General features: G+C 62.5%; 18 protein-coding genes. 7 read left to right on the forward strand and 11 right to left on the reverse strand.

Annotation, left to right across the window (positions count from 1 at the left end; genetic code table 11):
• Nucleotides 1-17 precede the first annotated feature (17 nt).
• On the forward strand, nucleotides 18-1,028 hold the full coding sequence (locus V7S54_RS14855) for a mechanosensitive ion channel family protein (RefSeq protein ID WP_336408533.1): 1,011 nt from the start codon (nucleotides 18-20) through the stop codon (nucleotides 1,026-1,028).
• On the opposite strand, the gene V7S54_RS14860 is transcribed toward V7S54_RS14855, so the two are convergent.
• Together V7S54_RS14860 and V7S54_RS14865 are read right to left on the reverse strand one after the other, a co-directional pair.
• Nucleotides 1,011-1,499, reverse strand: a complete 489-nt coding sequence (locus V7S54_RS14860) for an RrF2 family transcriptional regulator (protein WP_336408532.1) — start codon at nucleotides 1,497-1,499, stop codon at nucleotides 1,011-1,013. The genes V7S54_RS14855 and V7S54_RS14860 overlap by 18 nt on opposite strands.
• Before the next feature lie 129 nt (nucleotides 1,500-1,628).
• Nucleotides 1,629-2,900 (reverse strand): GGDEF domain-containing protein, encoded by a 1,272-nt coding sequence (locus V7S54_RS14865; RefSeq protein ID WP_336408531.1) that lies wholly within the window; start codon nucleotides 2,898-2,900, stop codon nucleotides 1,629-1,631.
• Between the two features lie 185 nt (nucleotides 2,901-3,085).
• Here V7S54_RS14865 and V7S54_RS14870 point away from each other — a divergent pair, with 185 nt between their 5' ends.
• Together V7S54_RS14870 and V7S54_RS14875 are read left to right on the forward strand one after the other, a co-directional pair.
• The gene (locus tag V7S54_RS14870) at nucleotides 3,086-3,652 is read left to right on the forward strand and encodes a methylated-DNA--[protein]-cysteine S-methyltransferase (RefSeq protein WP_336408530.1); all 567 of its coding nucleotides are present in this window, start codon (nucleotides 3,086-3,088) and stop codon (nucleotides 3,650-3,652) included.
• Between the two features lie 312 nt (nucleotides 3,653-3,964).
• The gene (locus V7S54_RS14875) at nucleotides 3,965-4,738 is read left to right on the forward strand and encodes a response regulator transcription factor (protein ID WP_065373882.1); all 774 of its coding nucleotides are present in this window, start codon (nucleotides 3,965-3,967) and stop codon (nucleotides 4,736-4,738) included.
• Here the strand turns inward: V7S54_RS14875 and V7S54_RS14880 are convergent.
• The 6 genes from V7S54_RS14880 to V7S54_RS14905 form a co-directional block, all read right to left on the reverse strand.
• The gene (locus V7S54_RS14880; RefSeq protein ID WP_058322126.1) at nucleotides 4,707-4,976 is read right to left on the reverse strand and encodes a transposase; all 270 of its coding nucleotides are present in this window, start codon (nucleotides 4,974-4,976) and stop codon (nucleotides 4,707-4,709) included. The two genes, V7S54_RS14875 and V7S54_RS14880, sit on opposite strands and share 32 nt — an antisense overlap.
• Nucleotides 4,977-5,072: 96 nt before the next feature.
• Nucleotides 5,073-6,500 carry an HlyD family type I secretion periplasmic adaptor subunit gene (locus V7S54_RS14885; protein ID WP_336408529.1) on the reverse strand — a complete coding sequence of 476 codons (1,428 nt, stop codon included), beginning with the start codon at nucleotides 6,498-6,500 and terminating at the stop codon, nucleotides 5,073-5,075.
• Nucleotides 6,501-6,518: 18 nt separating this feature from the next.
• Nucleotides 6,519-8,234: a type I secretion system permease/ATPase gene (locus V7S54_RS14890; protein ID WP_336408528.1), complete on the reverse strand. Its 1,716-nt coding sequence runs from the start codon at nucleotides 8,232-8,234 to the stop codon at nucleotides 6,519-6,521.
• 204 nt (nucleotides 8,235-8,438) lie between these two features.
• A complete protein-coding gene (locus V7S54_RS14895; RefSeq protein WP_336408527.1) occupies nucleotides 8,439-9,032 on the reverse strand; it encodes a PE-PGRS family protein in 594 nt (197 codons plus the stop codon).
• A 292-nt stretch (nucleotides 9,033-9,324) separates the two neighbouring features.
• A complete protein-coding gene (locus V7S54_RS14900; RefSeq protein WP_065373878.1) occupies nucleotides 9,325-10,386 on the reverse strand; it encodes a hypothetical protein in 1,062 nt (353 codons plus the stop codon).
• Nucleotides 10,387-10,547: 161 nt separating this feature from the next.
• Nucleotides 10,548-11,537 carry a GlxA family transcriptional regulator gene (locus V7S54_RS14905; protein WP_336408526.1) on the reverse strand — a complete coding sequence of 330 codons (990 nt, stop codon included), beginning with the start codon at nucleotides 11,535-11,537 and terminating at the stop codon, nucleotides 10,548-10,550.
• 421 nt (nucleotides 11,538-11,958) lie between these two features.
• On the opposite strand from V7S54_RS14905, the gene V7S54_RS14910 reads away from it, so the two are divergent.
• Both V7S54_RS14910 and V7S54_RS14915 read left to right on the forward strand, forming a co-directional pair.
• Nucleotides 11,959-12,987 (forward strand): four-carbon acid sugar kinase family protein, encoded by a 1,029-nt coding sequence (locus V7S54_RS14910; protein ID WP_336408525.1) that lies wholly within the window; start codon nucleotides 11,959-11,961, stop codon nucleotides 12,985-12,987.
• A 3-nt stretch (nucleotides 12,988-12,990) separates the two neighbouring features.
• Nucleotides 12,991-13,692, forward strand: coding sequence for a FadR/GntR family transcriptional regulator (locus tag V7S54_RS14915; RefSeq protein WP_065373875.1), 702 nt, complete (start codon nucleotides 12,991-12,993; stop codon nucleotides 13,690-13,692).
• Nucleotides 13,693-13,754: 62 nt separating this feature from the next.
• Here the strand turns inward: V7S54_RS14915 and V7S54_RS14920 are convergent, their stop codons facing one another.
• Genes V7S54_RS14920 through V7S54_RS14930 form a run of 3 tightly spaced genes read right to left on the reverse strand, consistent with a single transcriptional unit; the run spans nucleotide 13,755 to nucleotide 17,027 of the window.
• Nucleotides 13,755-14,873, reverse strand: coding sequence for an iron-containing alcohol dehydrogenase (locus V7S54_RS14920; protein WP_336408524.1), 1,119 nt, complete (start codon nucleotides 14,871-14,873; stop codon nucleotides 13,755-13,757).
• A gap of 4 nt (nucleotides 14,874-14,877) precedes the next feature.
• Nucleotides 14,878-15,834: a 4-hydroxythreonine-4-phosphate dehydrogenase PdxA gene (gene pdxA / locus V7S54_RS14925; protein ID WP_065373873.1), complete on the reverse strand. Its 957-nt coding sequence runs from the start codon at nucleotides 15,832-15,834 to the stop codon at nucleotides 14,878-14,880.
• The gene (locus V7S54_RS14930; RefSeq protein WP_336408523.1) at nucleotides 15,831-17,027 is read right to left on the reverse strand and encodes a sialidase family protein; all 1,197 of its coding nucleotides are present in this window, start codon (nucleotides 17,025-17,027) and stop codon (nucleotides 15,831-15,833) included. The genes pdxA and V7S54_RS14930 overlap by 4 nt, the downstream gene beginning before the upstream one ends.
• 231 nt (nucleotides 17,028-17,258) lie before the next feature.
• Between V7S54_RS14930 and V7S54_RS14935 the strand changes: the two genes are divergently transcribed.
• Complete coding sequence (locus tag V7S54_RS14935; RefSeq protein ID WP_336408522.1) at nucleotides 17,259-18,158, forward strand: DMT family transporter; 900 nt, start codon at nucleotides 17,259-17,261, stop codon at nucleotides 18,156-18,158.
• 26 nt (nucleotides 18,159-18,184) lie between these two features.
• Nucleotides 18,185-19,654, forward strand: a complete 1,470-nt coding sequence (locus V7S54_RS14940) for an ABC transporter substrate-binding protein (RefSeq protein ID WP_442892564.1) — start codon at nucleotides 18,185-18,187, stop codon at nucleotides 19,652-19,654.
• Nucleotides 19,655-19,724 lie beyond the last annotated feature (70 nt).

Raw genomic sequence — 19,724 nt, forward strand, 5'->3', positions numbered from 1 at the left:
AATCGTTGGAGCCCAAGATGTTCGCCGACCAATTGCCGCTGCCGCTCGTGCTGATCAATCTTCTCGGCATCACCGGCATCGTTGTCTGGCACGTGCAGGGTCGCCGTCGCCCGCTCGCCAGGCTGATTGTCCAGATCCTCTTCTTCTGCGTGATGACGGCGGTTCTCCTCCTTTCCGGGATCATGCCGCATCGGAGCGACGATCAGCATCTTCAGGGAGCGCTTGCCTTCCTGGCGACGTCGGCACGGGTGCTGTGGTGGACGCACCTCGCCTGGTCGCTTATCGGCTTCGTGCGTCTCTACATCGTCCTTGAAAGGCGGCCGCAGGAGGCCCGCTTGCTGCAGGACCTCATCGTCGCCATTGTCTATCTCGGCGTGGCACTGTCTATACTGGGCTTCGTCTTCCGGGCGCCGATCGGCACGCTGGTTGCGACCTCCGGGGTGGTTGCCATCATCTTCGGTCTCGCGCTTCAAAATACGCTCGGCGACGTGTTCTCGGGTATCGCGCTGACACTGGGGCGGCCCTTTGCCATCGGCGACTGGATCGTGCTTGGCGACGGCACCGAAGGCCGTGTCATCGAGAACAACTGGCGCTCCACCTTTCTGCTCACCGGAGCGCACAATGTCGTCGTGCTGCCCAACAGCGCGCTCGCTAAGGTCGGCCTCACCAATCTCAGCCGTCCGGACGAGACGCACCAGATTGCCTTGCCGATCCGTCTTGCCGCGGATCATCCGCCACGCCGGATCGAAGAAACGATGCAGCGAGCTCTGCAAGGGTGCGGCCTGATCGTGCGCGAGCCGCCACCGGTCGTCGCCCTCAAGGCGATCGACGCCGTGGCCGTCGAGGTCGAACTGCAGTTCCGCGTCAAGAACCCGGCTGAACGGACGCCGGCACGCAACGAGGTGATCGACCGCGTTCATGAGCAATGCCGGCTAGAGGGTCTCTCGCTTGCGCCGCCGCCTCAGGCCTATTTCTACGTGCCGCCTGCCGGCACAGACCCCGGGTTTCGCTCAACCGGCGCGCTCTAGAACCCACGCGAAACTCCGTTTCAAGAGATCCGAAGGAATCTCTTGCGAGAGGATCTCGATCAGGTCGGACAGGCGCACGCTGCGCAACTTGTCGCGCCAGGCTTCGTCCGCCTCCCACATGATGCGCGCCACCGCGCACGGCGTCTCTTCGCAGTAGCCGGGCGCACGGCAGGGATTGTTGGTCCTGATATTGGTGCAGACGAAGGTTCTCGATTTGCCTTCGACCGCCTCGACGATTTCAAGAAAGGTCAGCTCGGCTGGCGCCTTTGCCAGCCGGTATCCGCCCGATGGGCCGAGGGTGGTGTGGACGAGACCGGCCTGCGAAAGGCTCTGCAGCGCCTTCGACAGATACTCCTTGGGCAGCCCGTGGAATTCCGCCAGCGCCTTGGTTGAGAGGTAGCGGCCTTCAGGCAGGCCGGCGAGAATGGCACAACAGTGCAACGCCCATTCGACTTGGCTTTTGAGGATCATGTCTTCGTCCGGCGGATGCCAATGTGCATATTAAGGATAAAAAATATCCCTATTTTTCTGCTGTGTAAACAGTGTCAAACCGATGCGGCCGGTCCCGTCTTCATGGTGCGGTACGCACGACGCGGAAAATCACGATAGGTTCGGCGATCTTGGCGCCGCGCCGCCCCTTGAGGATTTCAGCGAAAACAGCGCCGCCGCGGGAGTGCCGCCGGTGGCGGGCCCGGCGGAGAACTGAGGCGTACCGGTTACATCCATCGACCACACGGCGTTTCGGCCGGCTGTCTTTGCCGCATAAAGAGCGGCATCGGCGGCCGAAATGAGCGCATGCGAATCCTCATGGCCTTCGGCGAAGGCGACGCCGATGCTGACGGTGGCGGACAGGACGCCCTTGGCCGTGCCAAGCCGGCGCGCTTCGAGCGAGGCGCGGATACGCTCGGCAACGGCGATCGCGCCGTGACGGTCCGCGTGGGGCAGGCAGGCGGAGAATTCCTCTCCGCCGATCCGTGCGATGAAAGCGTCATCGGGCACAGCCTTGGAGATGATATCGGCAAATTCGATCAGCACCTGGTCGCCGACCGCATGCCCAAAACGATCGTTGATGGCCTTGAAGTGGTCGATGTCGAGATAGAGCAGCGCACCTTTCACCGAGCCTGCGTTGAGACGGGCGTCAAGCCGCGCGAGGAAAGCGCGACGGTTCGGCACGCCCGTCAATGCGTCGGTTTCGGAGGCGAGCTTGTAGCGTTGCTGCGTTCGTTCCTTCACCAGGGCGAAGAAGGCGAAGCCGCCGGCGAGGCTGTGAAGAAACAGCTCGAAGGTCAGAAGTTGATACCAGAGCGGCTGTGCCGTTCCCGCCGCCGTGTTGCCGGCGAGCGGCCACAACACGATCAGCGGAATGCGCGCGAGATAAAGCACGCCGTGCGTGGCGAAGACGAAGGCGACGATGTAGGAACTCGGCAACCTGCGGAAGTTGTCGGATCGGAAGATTTCAAGCGCGATCAAGGCCGAATAGGCGAAGATCAGGATCGAGTAGAGGACAATTCTGCTCGTGACGCTTTCACGGAAGAAATCGGAGAGGTAAGTCACTGCGATCCAGAGGATCGGTCCGAAAAGTGCGGAGGAGATCTTCAGCGGCTGGTTGTCGAACGCGCGCAGGCCGAGCCAGATCATCGCGAGCGCCAGCACCGCAAGCGCATTGCCGAGCGAAATGGTGACAAAGTTGTAGCCATCACCGCGCAGCGTCAGCAGGACGAAGCCGACCGCGCCGATGGAGAAGGCCGAGGACCACAGAAGCAGTTCGAGGCTCTTGCGCTCCTGCCGCCAGGCAAGGCCGAAAAAAACGGCGAAGACCACCAGCGTCGCGAACGAACTGAGCATGATCGTCGGGGTATGCAGGATGTCCACCGTCGTCTCCTGATGTTGGTGCGGAACCTTGCCCGACAACCGTAAAGCTTTCGCAAATGGCTGCGCTCTCGACGTCTGCTGGATGTCGAGCAGCCCGTAAGCGGCGGCCACCGAGGCAGGAAACGGGTTGAATTCGTAGCCCTCAGGCACGATTTTGATGGTAGAGACACAGGGAGGCTATACGGATGGGCCAGGCCGGACATCGCTACTTCATCTTCGAGACTGCGGCGGGCTTCTGCGGCATCGCCTGGAACGATGTGGGCATCACGCGATTCCAACTGCCGACCCGAGCGGCAGAGGCAACCGAGCGGCTGCTGTTGCGGCGTCTGTCGGCCGCCGAGGCTTCCCAGCCGACACCCGAAATCCAGGAGGCAGTGGAGGCCGTCCAACGCTACTTCGATGGCAAGGAGGTCGACTTCACCGGCTTTGCGGTCGATCTGGAAGGGCAGGACGAGCTTTTCCGGCGCATCTATGCTGCGACCCGCGAGTTGCGCTGGGGGCAGACAACCACCTATGGCGCGCTGGCAAAGGAACTGGGCGCTGGCCCCGAAGCCGCGCGCGACGTCGGTCAGGCGATGGCCAAGAACCCGGTATCCCTGATCATCCCCTGTCACCGGGTGCTTGCCGCCGGCGGCAAGATCGGCGGGTTCTCGGCGCCTGGCGGTTCCACCACCAAGACTCGCATGCTGGAGCTGGAAGGCATCCATCTGGGCCAGCGGCCCGAACCGATGCAACAGTCCTTCGGTTTTTAAAGACATCGAAAACCGCCAGGCCGACTGGACGCTCAACGCGCTTTTGCTCAAGCGATGGTACGCGGTTCGCTTGCGAAAGAATGCGCGCGCTGACTGGTGGTTGCGCTTTGCCGCCCTCTTTCCGAGAGCGTCTCAGGCTTGCTGCTCAATATATGTTACAACCTACCTCGGCGCTTCGAGAAATATATAGTATTTTCAATCTGTTGCTGATGCAGCCCGATCGGATTAATTCTGATTTTCTCATGACAGACTATCAGAACGGAAATATTTTAAGCTCCACAACTTGTCGCGAACGAATCCTGGGGGTGACGCATGTCCATCAGTTCAGGAACGCCGTGCCGCAAGGACCGTACGCCGACCGGGATTGTGATAGAACACCAGACGCTGGTGCGCAGCGTCATCGTTGCCGTTCTCGAATACGAACTCTCCGGTTGGAATTTTATCGATATGGTCTCGACCGACAGCCTGGACCAGGCGCTCGGGTACGACGTGCGTTTAATCGTGCTGGACCTGAGCGCTCGAAACGACGGCGGGTGCAACTTGCATGACGAGCTCGCGGAAATCCGCAAACGCTTTCCGGACGTGCCGGTTGCGGTGCTCTCGGACACGGATAACAGGACGACCGCTGCCGATGTCCTCAAGCTTGGCGTCCGCGGCTTCTTCACGACGTCCTTGCGGATCGAACTGGCGCTTGCCGGCTTGCGGCTGGTCCTTGCCGGCGGCATCTTCTGTCCAGACCCGCTTGCCGCGCTCACCGATTGTGCGGCTGCCGCGCGTCATAGCGAAAGGGTGCCGATCAGCGCCTATCGAAGCGAGTTTGCGCTCGCCGACTTCACGCCGCGCGAGGCGGACGTGCTTGCGGAGTTGCGCTGCGGCTCTTCGAACAAAGTGATTGCTGGAAAGCTCAATCTTTCCGACCATACGGTGAAAATGCATCTGCAGCACATCATGCGCAAATTGCAGGTGCAGAACCGCACCGAAGTCGTCGCCTTGCTTGCAGACCGCGGAACTGCCGGAAACGGTCATGGCGTCGCCACCAACGGCAGCAGCATCGTCAACGTGATGTCTTTTCGAGCATCTCGCTGAGCGTTGCGGCCGTCAGCATGGCTTCGGCCAGTAGCTTCTTGAGCTTTTGATTTTCCAATTCGAGCGCCTTTACGCGCTCCGCATCGAAGTTGGGGCCCCTGCTTTGCAGCGATTGCCAGCGATAGAAAGTCGGCTGGCTGATGCCATGCCGGTGGCAGACATCGGCCACGGTCGCACCGTACTGATGCTCCTTCAGGATCTCCAGGACTTCGTCATCATTGAACTTGCGTTTGCCCATCGCGGCTGTCCTTCCGGGAACCGACTGGCACATGTGATCGCGGGGCCGGATAACAGAGCCCATGTGGTACGCCCCCGGCGTTCCGCGCGGCATGCCTCAGTTCTCGCGAAATGCGGTGTTGAAACTGTCAAGCAACGGACGCAGCGCGTAAAGCGCCACGCTGCTCGTACCGGTCTCTATCATGGCCCGTACCGGCATGCCCGGTACCATCTCCACGCCCGGCATCTGGCCTAGCCGTTCATCGGTAACGCGGATCGTTGCCGCATAGTAGGTGTGGCCGGTTTGCCGGTCGACCAGATGATCGGCGGACACATAGGCGACCGTGCCCTTCAACAGCGGAACCCGCCGCTGGTTGTAAGGAATGAGATGAAGCTGTGCCTCGAGCCCGGCATGGACCTGAGCGATATCTTCCGGCTTCACCCGCGCCGCGACGACCAGTGCGCCGGCATCCGGCACGAGGTCGGCCAGCGGCTCTCCGGCGCCGATGACGCCGCCTGTCGTATGGACACGCAGATCCATGATCACTCCGTCGTCGGGTGCCCTGATCTCGGTTCTCGCCAATTGATCATCGATGGCGCTCAAACGCTCACGCAGTTGCGCCAGCTGGTTTTCCGTATCGCGCAGCGTGAGCGCGACTTCATTCAGCCGGTCGCTGCGCAGCTTGACGATATAGGACTGTGACTCGCTGATGACCTGATGGGCGCGGGATATGCGCGCGGAGACTTCGCCGATCTGACCGCCGATGTCGGCCCTTTCCCGCGCCAGGATGAGAACCCGGCTCTTTCGTTCGAGCCCCTTCGCGGTGAGCGCCGAAACCGTCTCATGCTCCTGGCGCGAGATGGCACTCCTCTCGATCAGGGACGCCTTCTGAGCGCTCAGGCCGGCGACTTCCTCCAGCACTTCCTTGATCTTCTGCTGGGTGATCACGATGTCGGACTGCATCACCTGGCGACGGGCATCGAATATGTTTTGCTGACCGTCGAGAATATCGTGGATCACCCGATAGTTGCCGGCTTGCTCCACGAGATCGGGGGGAAAGGCGACGTGATCCCAACCGTTCTGCTCGGCGGTGAGCCGCGCCTGTCGCGCCTCGGCATCCCAAAGCTGGCCGCGAAGGCTGTCCCGTTCCGAACGCGGCTTCGTGTCGTCGAGCTTGATCAGCACCTGGCCGGCGGAAACGGCGTTGCCGTTGCGCACAAGGATCCGCCTGACGATCCCGCCTTCGAGATGCTGGATGGTCTTGCGGTTCGCCTCGGTTTCAACGACGCCGGATGCGATCGCGGCGCTGCTGAGCGGGGCGAGAACCGACCAGATGCCCAGCCCAAAAACGAAGACGCCGATCAGCAGGTTTCCCGTCCATGCCACATGCCGCAGCCGCGACATCGGCGAGGCTTCTGCAAGCGTCACCAGAAGGCGATTGGTGACCGCTGTGGATGGCTGTGCGCCAGCTAAACCCTTGGCGTCGCGGGCGTAGCCATCGATTTCACGTCCGCGTCGGGTCAGGTCGGATTTGATGAGCTCCATCGTTTTCGCCCTCCCTCCTCAGGTGCCCGCTCGGGCCGGTCGCTGCAGATAGGTATCGAAGACCCAGTCGCTGTCGCCGAAGGCTTCGATTGTGCCGTTGCGCATGATCGCGATCTTGTTAGTCACCGGGAGAATGCCCATGCGGTGCGTGATGATGATGATCATCATCCCCATGGCGCGCATGCGGGCGATTGCTGCAAACAATCGGCGTTCGCCGTCATAGTCCAGACTGGAATTGGGGTCGTCGAGCACGACGAGCGCGGGATTGCCGTAAACCGCGCGCGCCAGTCCAAGCTGCTGGCGTTGGGCCCGAAGCAGGGTCGCGCCGCCATCGCCGATATCCGTCTCGTAGCCGCGCGGCAGTTGCATGATCGCATCGTGCAGCCCGACAAGCTTTGCCGCTTCGATGACCTTGCCGACGTCGGTTCCGTCGAGCCGGCCGACGACGTCCTTCACGGCACCGCCGAAGAGTTCGATGTCCTGCGGCAGGTAGCCGACATGACGCATGCCGCCGCCGAGCCGGAGGGTGGAAATATCGACGCCGCCGAGCAGGGCGCTGCCGCAGGTCGTCGGCTGAACGCCCGCAATGATGCGGCCAAGCGTCGACTTTCCGGAACCGGATGGACCGATCAGCGCAAGACAGTCGCCCGGCGCCAGCCGCAAGGTAACGGCGTTCAGTATCTGCCGGTTGTCCGCGGGAAGCATGTAGCCGACGCGGTCGAGCACAAGCCCGCCCGCTTCGGGCATCGGTATCGTGCGCGCGCTGTCCTGCGACGCGATCGATATCAGCATCGCGTTGATGCGATTGAATGCGGCATAGGCGCAGGCAACGGCGCGCCACCCGCCGATCGCGCCCTCGATCGGTGCAAGCCCGCGACCGAGCAGCAGGCTGGAGACGAAGATGATGCCGGGGTTTCCGCTTTCCTCCAGGACGAGCCAGGCCGCGGACCCCATCATCAGGATCTGCGCAAGCATGCGAACGGATTTCGAGAGCCCGAGAATGGTCTCGGTGCGTTTCATCACATCGTCTTGCGCTTGCCGTGCAGTCTCTGCGTCGCGATAGACGAGTTGGGCGGCACCGTTCTGCATGTTCATCGCGCGGATGACCTGGATGTACCGCAACGCCGTCGCGAAACGCATATGGCTGCGGGAAAGCGCCAGGTTGGCTTTCATCAATGGCTGCCGGGTCGAGAATTCCGTCACGATGGCGAGCAGCAGCAAGGTGAGCGCGGTGAACAGCCCGATGGTTCCAAGCAATGGATGGACCAGGAACAGAAGCAGCAGGAAGATCGGCGCCCAGGGAACGTCGAAAAGCAGCGAGCTGGCCGGGGCGTCGAGGAACTGGCGCAGGATCGACAGGTCCCGGTAGCAGTCGTTGGCGAGGCCCGCTTCGGTATGGGCTCCATATTCGAAGCATGCCGTCAGCACGACCGGCCGCAAGCGGTGATCGAGCCAGCTGCCGATCCGCGACAATGCGGCGCGCCGCACGATATCCAGGATCGAGCCGACCAATACCGCTGCGGCGATGATGAGCGTCAGCATGAGCAGCGTGTCGGCGCTGCGGCTCGACAGGACGCGATCGTAGATCTGCAGCAGGTAAATGGAGGGGGCCAGGAGGAACAGGTTGTAGGCGCAGCTATAGAGAAAGACCAGCAGGAACGCTCCCGTGCAGGCCTTGAGAGCCAGGACCAGATGGGTTGGAGAATGCTGCGCCCCTGTCGGATTCGTCGTCATTATCGGATCTCGATCGGATCGGCATGATCGATGCTGACGCGGTCGGCTTGGTTGCTTCAGGCTTTCCTCGCTCGGGCTCGATCCGTGGCCAATGCAACTCAAACCTCCCGGAGCGTTTCTTGCACACCGCAACACAGGTGATTGCACGCCGCAACACAGGTGAATGGAGGATCGCCGTATGACCGGCGATCCTCATCGAGATGTTCAGACGATGTCGATGATGCCGAAATTGTCGAAGCTGTCGAGAAGGCTCGACACCGTCGTGGTCGTCGTCGTGGTAGTGTTGGTCGTTTCCGAGACCGGGTTCGAATGAACCAGAGCGGCGGAAATATCGCCACCGAGGGCCGCATTGCCGCTGCCGCCAGCCCCGCCCATGCCCGAGATGATCGTCGCACCTTGGTCGGCGAGCAGGGTCGTCGTCTGCGTAGCAGTGGTGCTCGCGTCTACGTCTGCGGTGTTACCGCCACTCGTGCTGGTTTGATCGCCACTGGAGGTCGGATTACCGCCAGCGCCGCCGGCGCCGCTGTTGGCAAGCGAAGCAAGGACGGCAATCGGTACCTGGATGAGGCCGCCGCCATCAGCGCTGCCGGTTCCCCAGGCCGCACCCTGACCGACGTCATCGCCGTTGTCGACAGTGGGGATTGAGCCGATGACGGCCTGCGTCGGCGCTACGGTGACAGTGGGATTGAAGTTGATATCGCCGGAGTTGGTGCCGTCGCCACCGTTACCTGCATTCGCGTCGCCCGCAATGGGATTGGTCAGGTTAATCGTGTCTGATGTCGCGAAGGTAATAGGCATAGCGTCGCTCCTCTACTTGTTGCCCCGTAGTCTTGGACGGTTCGATGCCACAGCACACCGCCGCAGCTGGGGGTCAGCGCGAAGCTATGGTGCGCGTGATCATCGGGGGGGACCAGCCGGACATTCGGGGACGTTCCTTTGGGTAGGATCTGCCCGCGCTTCAGGTTTCGGACGGTGTCAAGCGCGCCGGCGGCGCGCGGTTTCATGGATATTGACCGTCGGTGATGGCGGCAGAACGCCATGTCTCCGTGGCGCCAGAGCATTCTCCGGGTTCGATCCGGAATGCTGCGGGTCAGCCGTGCAGGATGTCATCGATCAGCGCGGCATTGGTCTCGGCGATGTTGCCTTCGCCGCCGGCTCCGCCGATGCCACCGATCTGCAGCGTATGCTGGTCGACGAGCAGGTGGTTGAGCTGGTCCGCCTCGGCGGTGCCGCCGGCGGGTACCGCAATGTTGATCGGGTGGAAGTAGCCGATGTTGACGTCGACTGCGCTGCCGTTCGAATAGCCGTCACCGCCGCCGCCGGCGACCCCGCTTCCGGTGAAGATCGTGTCCGAGGAGAGGTTGAAACCGCCACCCTTGCCGCCGATGCCGGCGATCTGCACGCCGCCCTGGTCGAAAATCACGTTGTTCGTCTGCGTGGCGTGGGCGTCGCCGCCGGCGGCGCCGACAGCAATGTTGATCGGTGAAAACACCGCGACGTTGACGTCGACCATGCTGCCGATGAAAGTGCCATCGCCGCCATGGCCCGCATAGTTATCGCCATTGAAGATAAACGTCGCGCCCTGGGGGGCCGGGGCGGCACTGCCGGCAACATTATGGTCTCCACCGGAGCCGCCAACGCCGCCGATCTGGGTCGCGCCCTGGAGGAAAGCCGCATTGTTTGCCTGCCCGGCCGTGGAGCTCGCGCCTGGACCGGCCGCGACGGCCAGGTTCAAAGGCGCAAACACGGCTGTGTCGGTGCTGACGAGGCCGCCAAAAAAGCTGCCGTCGCCGCCGCCACCGGCCACGCTGCCGCTGCCATGGCCGCCGGCCACGTTACCGTTCCCGCCTTCGCCGCCGATGCCCGCCATCTCGGTGACGTGCTGGTTCATCAGCGCGGTATTGCCCTGGTGTGCGTCGGCGTCCGTATGCGAGCCGGCGATTGCCGCGTTCGACGGTGTGAACATCGCCAGCGTGTTGCTGCCGATGGTACCCAGGCTTGTACCGTCGCCGCCGCTTCCGGCGGAGTTCTGCGCCGGCGCTATGTCGAGTGGAAGCCACGTCGGGACCAGCGCGAGATGTCCGCCGGCAACCGTGCTCTGATTGGAGTTCGCGTTCGGTGCCTCTTCCGACAAAAGACGAGTTTCCGCCATCGCCATCACTCCCATAGACTCGATCCCTCGCAGCACGATCATTCGACGTGTGCGAGCGCGCATCGCGAGCTATTTTGAAGGCGGTTGCGGCAAAAGGTGAGCCTGCAATTCGGCTACGTCCGTTCGGGGAGGTTGCTAGCCGATCGGCTATCGTGGCCGGCTCACTTCGGCAGTGTCGCGCGCATCTGCCGCGGCGACTGGCCGAAGGTCTTGGCAAACGTCCTGGAGAAATGCCCCGCGTTTTCGAAGCCGACTTCGAGGGCGATCTCGATCAGCGAGGCATCGGTCTGGGTGAGAAGGTGCTTGGCGCGTTCCAGCCGAAACTTTCTGTAGACGAGCGCCGGTGACATCTTCGCCTTTTCCATGAACAGGCGCTCAAGCTGGCGCCGCGACAATCCGACGGAGGCCGCCAGTTCAGGGATCGAGATCGTGTTTTCGGTATGCTGCTCCATGATGATGAGGGCAGCGTTCAAACGGGGATCATTGCTCTCGATAGCGAGCGGCTTTCTCGGCTGGACATGAAGATGCGAGCGGGCCTTGTCGATCTGCAGGACTTCCAGCGCATTGCGCTCTGCCTCCCTGCTGATGTGGAGGCGCACGATGTGGGCGGCCATGTCGGCCGCACTGCTGCCGCCGGCGCAGGAGCCGCGGGTGCGGTCCAGATTGAAGAGGCGGTCCGAACGAACCTTCAGATCCGGAAAACGCTCGCGGAACGCCTGATAATGCAGCCAGCTGACGCAGACGACGTGCCCCGCCATGAGCCCCGCTTCCGCCAGAATGAAGGTGCCGGTGCACAGCCCGATCAACGGCACTTTCTTGGCGGCTGCCTTCTTCAGGAAAGCGATCGTCTCGTCGTCGATCGGGTGCTCGTTCTTGAGTAGCCCACCAACCATCACGACGTAGTCGAACTGGCCGGGATCGACGAGGTCCGATGTGGGCGCCACCTGTACCCCGCAGCTGGATGCGATCAGATGGCGGGTGTTGCCAAGCACCTGCCAATCGGCACGCACGCGGCCCGATTTATCGAGCTCGTCGCTTGCCAGCCGAAGCGTGTCGATGAAGAGAGCGAAGGCCGAGAGTGTGAACGACCGGGCGAGCACGAAACCGATCTTGAGGCGATTGGCTGCAGCATCATTGGATTTCGTGTTCATCGTCAGAACCCACTTTAAATTCGTCACGCCAATTGGTTGACGCATGCGGTCCACTTGCAGTGGCCGAAACGTCTGCCCGAGGGGCGCGGCGCAACTGCGCAAGAGTGCCGATAATAAAGCCGCAAGCCTTGCGGTTTCACCGACCGTGATCCCGATCCGTTATCCTATCTGAAATCCGCGTGCCAGGGGATCACAATCATCCACGAAGACCAAGCCGGCGCCTGATGCGCTCCACCTTTTGGATCCCGTGCCGGCTGTCACTCATTTTCGGGACGAAACGGTCCTGCGACGGGGAGCCTGACGCATGACGGCAGTCCGCAGTCTGGACGCGCTCTTACTTGTAATTGGATTTCAAAAAATATTGACATTTCAATAGAAAAAATAGTTATAAAGATAACAACAAATATCTTGGACCTGTTAGATGCTTGCCATTGTTGCTGATGACCTGACCGGCGCACTGGATGCCGCGGCCCCGTTTGCTGCGAGGGGGCTTTATGTCGAAGTCGCATTGGCGATCGAAGCAATCGGCGATGCTCTGAGAACGGGTCCGGATGTGCTCTCGATCAATCTCGGCTCGCGTGAGCTGAGCGCCGAAAATGCCAGGCAGCGTGCCGCAGCCGCTCTCGCGGCGCTTCCTTCCGGTTCGCGGATCTTCAAGAAGGTCGACTCGCGTCTGAAGGGCAACATTGCCGCCGAACTCGATGTGATGGTCTTCCACTCTGCGCTGGTGGCCCCGGCCATTCCTGCATTTGGCCGGGTGGTGACATCCGGCTGTGTTCAAGGCTTTGGGGTGGATGCGCCCATTTCCGTCGCCGAGCGGCTCGGCCGGCATGCGGCAAGAGCCTTGATCCCGGATGCATCCACCGATGCGGAAATGCGCGCCGTGCTCGAGGAGGCGGAACGGAACGGCACGGATCTGCTGATCGGGGCGCGTGGCCTGGCCGAAGCGCTTGCCGAGCGGATGAGTGGCGGAACAGAAGCACGCGCCGCCAAAGTGTCGGCCGGCCCGGCCTTGTTCGTCATCGGGTCCCGCGACCCGATTACCCTTGCCCAGATCGACGCGCTTCGCAGCGTCCTTGCTCTATCCTACCTGCCGGCGCCGAATGGCCGGCTTGTCGGGGCAAGCGTCGCTGGCGGCGCGATCACCCTCGTTCAGGCGGTGCCAGGCGAAGGGGAGGTGACGCCGGAGGCAGTTTCCGAGGCGCTTGCCGAAAGCGTTTGTCCGGGCCTTGTCGAAGCGGCAGGAACATTGCTTCTGTCCGGTGGCGCCACCGCGGAGGCGGTCTTGAAGAATATGGGCGTTCAGCGTTTTCGCCTGCTTGGCGAATGCCTGCCGGGCCTGGGCTTGGCTGAGGTCGATGGACGTTGCATCATCGCCAAGTCCGGCGGATTCGGCGCGCCGGAGACGCTGAAGGAAATCGCGGAGGCTGTCCTCCGCAAGATGGGATGACGCATGGGACTGGAGAACGGAACAGCACGCAAGAGCCTCGGCGATCTCGTCTTTGAGCGCATGCACCGTGCGATCAAGTCCGGCGCCTACAAGCCGGATGAGCGCTTGCCGACCGAGCACGATCTGGCAAGCGAGTTCGAGGTTTCCCGCCCGATCATTCGCGAAGCGCTGCGCCGGCTGCGCGAGCAGGGTTTCATCTATTCACGCCGTGGCGCTGGCAGTTTCGTTCGCGCTGTCGGCATGCGCGAGCCGCTTGGTTTCGGGCAGTTGGAGAACGTCGCCGATCTTCTGAATTGCTACGAGTTCCGCCTGACGGTCGAGCCGGCGGCGGCGGCAGCTGCGGCCGAGCGGCACGATGCCGCCAGCTTGGCCGCCATACGACAGGCGCTGGAACTGATGCGGGACGCCACCAACCGGCAATCGCACCGGGAGGATGCGGACTTCCAGTTCCATCTCGCGATCGCCCGTGCCGCCCAGAACAGCTATTTTTTCACGGCGATGGAAGCGCTGAAGGACCACATCGCCGTCGGCATGCGGTTTCACGGCGCTTCGGTCAAGCGGGAGACCACCGGGCTGACGCGCGTCTTCGCGGAGCACGAGGCGATTGCCGAAGCCATTGCCGCGCGCGAAGCCGCAAAGGCGAGACAACTCATGCAAGACCACCTCGCCGGATCCCGCGAGCGCCTGTTCCAGGCGACCAAATAGTCACCTCAAATGCGAAAACCCCGGCCGCCGCCGGGGTTTTGATTTTTGCAGTGGTCGATGGATCAGAAGGCTGCCCGGTAGACGGCGAGTACGTCTTCGACGCTCATATCGGTCGGATTGTTGTCCATCAGCCGGCGGTTGGCATGGGCCTCGCTTGCATAGAGCGGCAAGTCGTCGGCATTCGCGCCGTGGGCGGCAAGCGACATCTCGATGCCGAGGTCGCGGCAGAAGCCACGGGCGGCATCCAATAGTTCTCGGGCGGTGAGATTTTCGCCAAGACCCAAAGCCTGGGCGACTTCAGCCGTCTTGCTCACAGCAACCGGCTGGTTGAAGGCGAGCACGTGCGGAAAGATGATGGCGTTTGCCAGGCCGTGGGGCAGGCGAAGCCGCGTGCCGAGCGGATAGGCGATGGCATGGCCTGCGGCCGTGTTGACCGGGCCAAGGCAGATACCGCCATAATAGGAGGCAAGCATCATCCCTTCGCGGGCTTCGGTATCGGCGCCATCCTTGACGGCGCGGGCGAGATACTTGCCGACGAGCTTGAAGCCCATACGGGCAAAGCCGTCGATCATCGGATGGGCGCGGCGATTGGTAAACGCTTCCACGCAATGGGCCATGGCGTCGACGCCGGTGGCTGCGGTTACGGCCGAAGGCACGGAATAGGTGAGTTCCGGATCGAGAACGGCGAAATCGGCAATCATGTGCGGGCTTTCGACCGCGATCTTGTTCCCCTTGGCCGGATCGGTGATCAGCGAGCGGATCCCTGCTTCCGAGCCGGTGCCGGCGGTCGTGGCGATCTGGGCAAGGCGCGTGTTGCGGCCCAGAACCCGGTTTGGTCCGGCGACATCGGCAAGCGTCTGGTCCGAATCCCACAGCACGGCAACCAGCTTGGCGACGTCGAGGACCGAGCCGCCACCCAGACCGACGATGAGGTCCGGCTTGCTTTGACGCGCAGCGCCGAGCGCGGCGTTGAGGGTATCGACATCGGGTTCGCCCGGGATGGCGTCAAACACCGTGACGCGGCCGGAGAGCTTCAGGCGATCGACAAAACCTGCGGTGATCGGCGTTGCGATGACGAGGACCGAGCCGGCGTCAGCCGCCCAGGTGCCGACGTCTGCGATCGTGCCGGCGCCGACGGAAAGGCGGCGCGGCTGGTGAAGGGTAATGGGAGCGATGGTCATGGTGTCATCCTCGCTTGGCATCACCCGCCACGAGCTTGCGGGCATAGGCGATGGCGGAGTTCATGTTGCCGTGGTTGGCGATGCCTTTGCCGGCGATGTCGAAAGCCGTGCCGTGATCGACCGAGGTCCGGTCGATCGGCAGGTCTACCGACACGTTCACGGCGGTGTCGAAAGCGACGAGTTTCACCGGGATGTGCCCCTGGTCGTGATATTGGGCGACCACGAGATCGAAGGCGCCCGAATAGGCGCGGTGGAACACCGTGTCTGCAGAGATCGGGCCATAGGCATCGATGCCTTCCGCCCGCGCGGCCCTGACGGCGGGCGCGATCTGGTCGTCATCCTCGGTGCCGAAGAGACCGTTCTCGCCGCAATGGGGATTGATGCCGGCAACCGCGATTTTGGGTGCCGCGTAGCCGATGCGTTTCAGATGGGCGTCGCCGGCGCGGATGGTGGCGAGGACCCGCTCGGTCGTCGATCGCCGGATTGCTTCTTGCAGCGCCACATGCGTCGAAACGTGGATGACCTTGAGGCGCTCGGAGGCAAGCAGCATATAGGCTGCCTTCGAACCCGTGAGGCTGCGCAGCATCCCGGTGTGGCCGTCATAGTGATGACCGGCAAGGTTCAGTGCTTCCTTGTTGATCGGCGCCGTCACGATGCAGCCGATGACGCCGGCTTCGGCGTCGCGTACCGCCTTTTCGATAAAGCGGAAGGCTGCATCGCCGGCGACCGGGCTCAACTGTCCCCAGGGAAGCGGCGCGCCCTCGATCGGCAGATCCACGACATGTGCGGTGAGATCAATCTCGAGGCCGAGGGCGGCACGGGCCGCTTCGAGCGTGGCGAGATTGCCGTAGATCCGGATCGTGTCGCGCTCTTGCTGCGACATGTCGGCGAGGGCGCGCACCGAAATCTCGGGGCCAACGCCGCACGGGTCGCCCATGGTTATGCCGATGATGTTGCTCATGAAGGTCTCCGTTGGTCGGCGTGGTCCCAGCCAGGGGCCAGGCGGACATATTTGATGGCGCGCCGGTGGTAGGTGTAGGCGAGGTGCATGGCCCCGTCCGGTCCCTCAAGCAGCCAGGGATAGGACATCTCCTTGTTGCGGCCGTCCGTCGAGTCGTTGGAAAGGCATGTGCCGGGGCCGTCTTCGATCAGCAGCCGGACGGGAAAGGTCTTGCCGCCATCCTCGGAGAGGCAGAGTGCGACCGGCGCGCGACGGACGCCCCAGATCGGAACGCAGCCGCCCGTGGGGTCGGCGTCAGGGCGGCCGTCGTCCTCGCCGAGCTCGTCGTAAAGCGAGGCGCGCCGCTCGGCGGTGTCGGCCGCGCTGACGGGATTGCAGATCATCGCGATCCGACCGTCGGCGAGGCGCAGGGCGGCGATCGAGGAATTGTTGTTCGGGACGTCGCTTGCCTCGGGCGCGGACCAGGTTCGGCCCTCATCGAGGCTCTCGGTCCTATAGACCCAGTCGGCCTGGCGCCGGCGAAAGAGGGCGGCAAGGCGACCTTCGCCGAGTGATACCGGCGACATGTGCACGCAGCCAATGGACTGATCCAGATCTTTCAGCTGCCATGTCGCTCCCTGGTCGAGCGAGACGCTGATGGCTGCCGTATCGTGGCTTCCGTTCCACTTCTGGCCGGGGCGCTGAACGCAGCGGAAGATCGGCAGCAGCCATGCGCCGTCGCCGCGGACCACGAGCGGCGCGCGGATGAAGCAGCCACGGGGGAGGTCGAGATAGCGGCCCTCGGCCGTCGTCAGTGCCAGCGGATCGAATCGATCGCGGCGGATCTCTGCCATCCGGATCCGGCACTCATCCTGATTGCCGGAGGGTTGGGAGGTGTGGAAGAGCCACAGCCTGCCGTCGGGTGCGGTGAAGAGCACCGGGTTCTGCTCCGAATGCGCGGCGTCAAAACTCAGGCGCTGCGGCGGACCCCATTGTGTCGCGTCCTTCGGCAGGACGGAAGCAAAGATCGAGATATCCGACTTGCCTTCAAGTGTGCCGCCGAACCAGGCGCAGACGAGCGCGCCATCTGAAAGCAGATGCAGGAAGGCAGCATGGTTCTGGACCATCGGCGAAGGCAACAGTGCTTCCCAGCGTCCGGGCGACGCGGCTTGAAGCAGGCCATTCATGCTGCGGGCGATTTCTTCCGGGTCCATGGGCTCCTCCTGTGTGCTTCGAAAATCGCTGAATTTTCAAAGTTGTCAAGTTTGATAAAGTTACATATCGACCAATGTTTGCTCTATGAAGCAATTAATATATTGATTTTACATCGTTATTTATTGTGAGAATTCTGGAATGAATTTTACATCGCGAATTAATTTGACAAACTTGAGCGAAAAGTGGATGGTCTGGACAAGCCGGCGAGAGGATGCCGGGAGGAGGATCTCATGCCGGAAGTCAGCTCCCAGGGGGCCAAGATGGCGGTCATCTTCGCGGTCGGTGCCGCGATCCTGGCGGCAGTCGACGCGGTGATCGTGCGGGCGCTGAATGGTGCCGTGCATCCCTTCGTCATTGGCTTCTTCCGTGCCTTCTTCGGTGCGGTCATCCTTTTGCCTTTTGTTGTCCTGCGCCCATCCGTGCTCAAGTCGAGCCACCCCTTGCGTCAGCATGCGGTGCGTGCCGGCTTCAAGCTGCTCGCCATGGTCGCCTTCTTCGCCGCCTTCAGCTGGGGTCCGCTTGCCGACGTGACGGCCATCGCCTTCACGTCACCGATCTTCCTGCTGCTCGGCGCCGCGCTGGCTCTGGGCGAAAAGCCCGGTCCGGCCATGATCGGCGCGGTGGCGCTTGGTTTTGTGGGCGCGATGCTGATCATTGGCCCCTCGGGAGCCGGCTTCAGTCTCGCCATCCTTCTTGCGCTTACAGGCGCGGTGCTCCAGTCGACCATTCAGTTGATCCTGAAGTCGATGTCGAAGGGCGACTCGACCTCGACGCTTGTCGTCTGGAACCTTCTCTTGACCGTTCCGATAGCGCTTCTTTTCGCTCTGCCGTTCTGGGCCATGCCGGGGGCAAGGGAGATGATGCTTCTGGCACTGCAGGGCGTCGTCGGGACCGCCTGCATGGGGATGATGACTCATGCCTTTTCGCTCGCACCCGCCACGATCGTCGCGCCGGTCGATTTCCTGCGCCTGCCGCTCGTGGCGTTCGGCGGCTTCGCGCTGTTTGGGGAACAAATTGCCCTCACTACCCTTTGCGGTGGCGGGCTCATCGGTTTTGCGGCGCTGATCGCCGCGCGATCCGGAAAAGCAACGTCCGGCTCAACGAATTTCACCAGGGAGGAAATGCCGTGAAGAAACTATTTGTCCTGAGTGCGCTCATGTTGAGCTCCGCTCTTTCGCCTGCCTTTGCTGGGTCGGGCCCGATCAAGATCGTGCTGGCCGAGGAAGCGGACCTGCTCGAGCCCTGCATGGCGACGCGTTCGAACATCGGCCGCGTCATCATGCAGAATGTCAGCGAAACGCTGACCGAGCTCGATGTTCGCGGTGACAAGGGCGTGATGCCGCGCCTTGCCGAGAAATGGGAGCAGAATGAAGACGGCAGCTGGCGCTTTCACCTGCGCCAGGGTGTCAAGTTCTCCGACGGCACGACCTTCGATGCCAAGGACGTCAAGCACAGTTTCGACCGCATCATGAGCGACAAGAACACCTGCGAGTCGCGTCGTTATTTCGGTGGCATCAAGGTGACGCCCGCCGTAGTCGACGATTACACGATCGACTTCAGCGCCGATCCGGTCCAGCCGATCCTGCCGCTCTTGATGTCTCTCGTCACGATCGTGCCCGAGGAAACGCCGCTTGAGTTCATCCGCGAGCCGGTCGGTACCGGTCCCTACAAGCTCACCAACTGGACGCCGGGGCAACAGATCGTGCTGACGAGCCGCGACGACTATTGGGGTACGAAGCCTGAGGTCACGGAAGCCACATATCTGTTCCGTGCCGATCCGTCGGTGCGCGCCGCCATGGTGCAGACCGGCGAGGCCGATCTCTCGCCATCGATCTCGCAGCTCGACGCCACCAACCCGGCCACGGACTTTTCCTACCTCGACAGTGAAACTGTCTACCTGCGCATCGATCACAACATCGAGCCGCTGAACGACGTTCGCGTCCGCCGCGCGCTCAACATCGCCATCGACCGCCAGGCCTTCCTCGGTACGCTCGTTCCCGAAAGCGCGCTGCTCGCGACCGCAATCGTGCCGCCGCCGACGCTTGGCTGGAACCCCGACGTGAAGGTCTTCCCCTATGACCCGGAAGGCGCAAAGAAGCTGCTCGAGGAAGCCAAGGCTGATGGCGTGAAGGTCGATACGCCCATCACCATCATTGCCCGTTCCGCAAACTTCCCGAACGTGACCGAGATCATGGAAGCCATTCAGGCACAGCTTCAGGAAGCGGGCTTCAAGGTCGAGCTGAAGTTCGTCGAGGTTGCCGAGCACGAGCAATACTATTCGAAGCCGTTCAAGGAAGGCCGCGGCCCGCAGATCGTTGCGGCGATGCACGACAATTCCAAGGGTGATCCGTCATTCTCGATGTTCTTCAAGTATGCGACCGACGGTACGCAGTCCGGCTTTTCCGATCCGAAGGTCGATGACCTGATCAAGCGCGCGTCGGCTGCCGTGGGCGAGGAACGTGCCAAGCTCTGGTCCGAACTGATCGCCTATGTGCATGACGATGTCGTCGCCGACGTCCTGCTGTTCCACATGGTCGGCTTCTCCCGTGTTTCCGAGCGGCTTGATTTCAAGCCGACGATGGCGACCAACGGGACGCTGCAGCTCTCGGAGATCAAGATCAAGTAATCTGCCCTGGCGGACGATAGGTTCGCCAGTCACAACAGCAATCAAGGCGGTGGGATGATCCCGCCGCCGG

Source organism: Ensifer sp. CCNWLY38 (assembly GCF_037120565.1).
GTDB classification, from domain to species: domain Bacteria; phylum Pseudomonadota; class Alphaproteobacteria; order Rhizobiales; family Rhizobiaceae; genus Ensifer; species Ensifer adhaerens_H.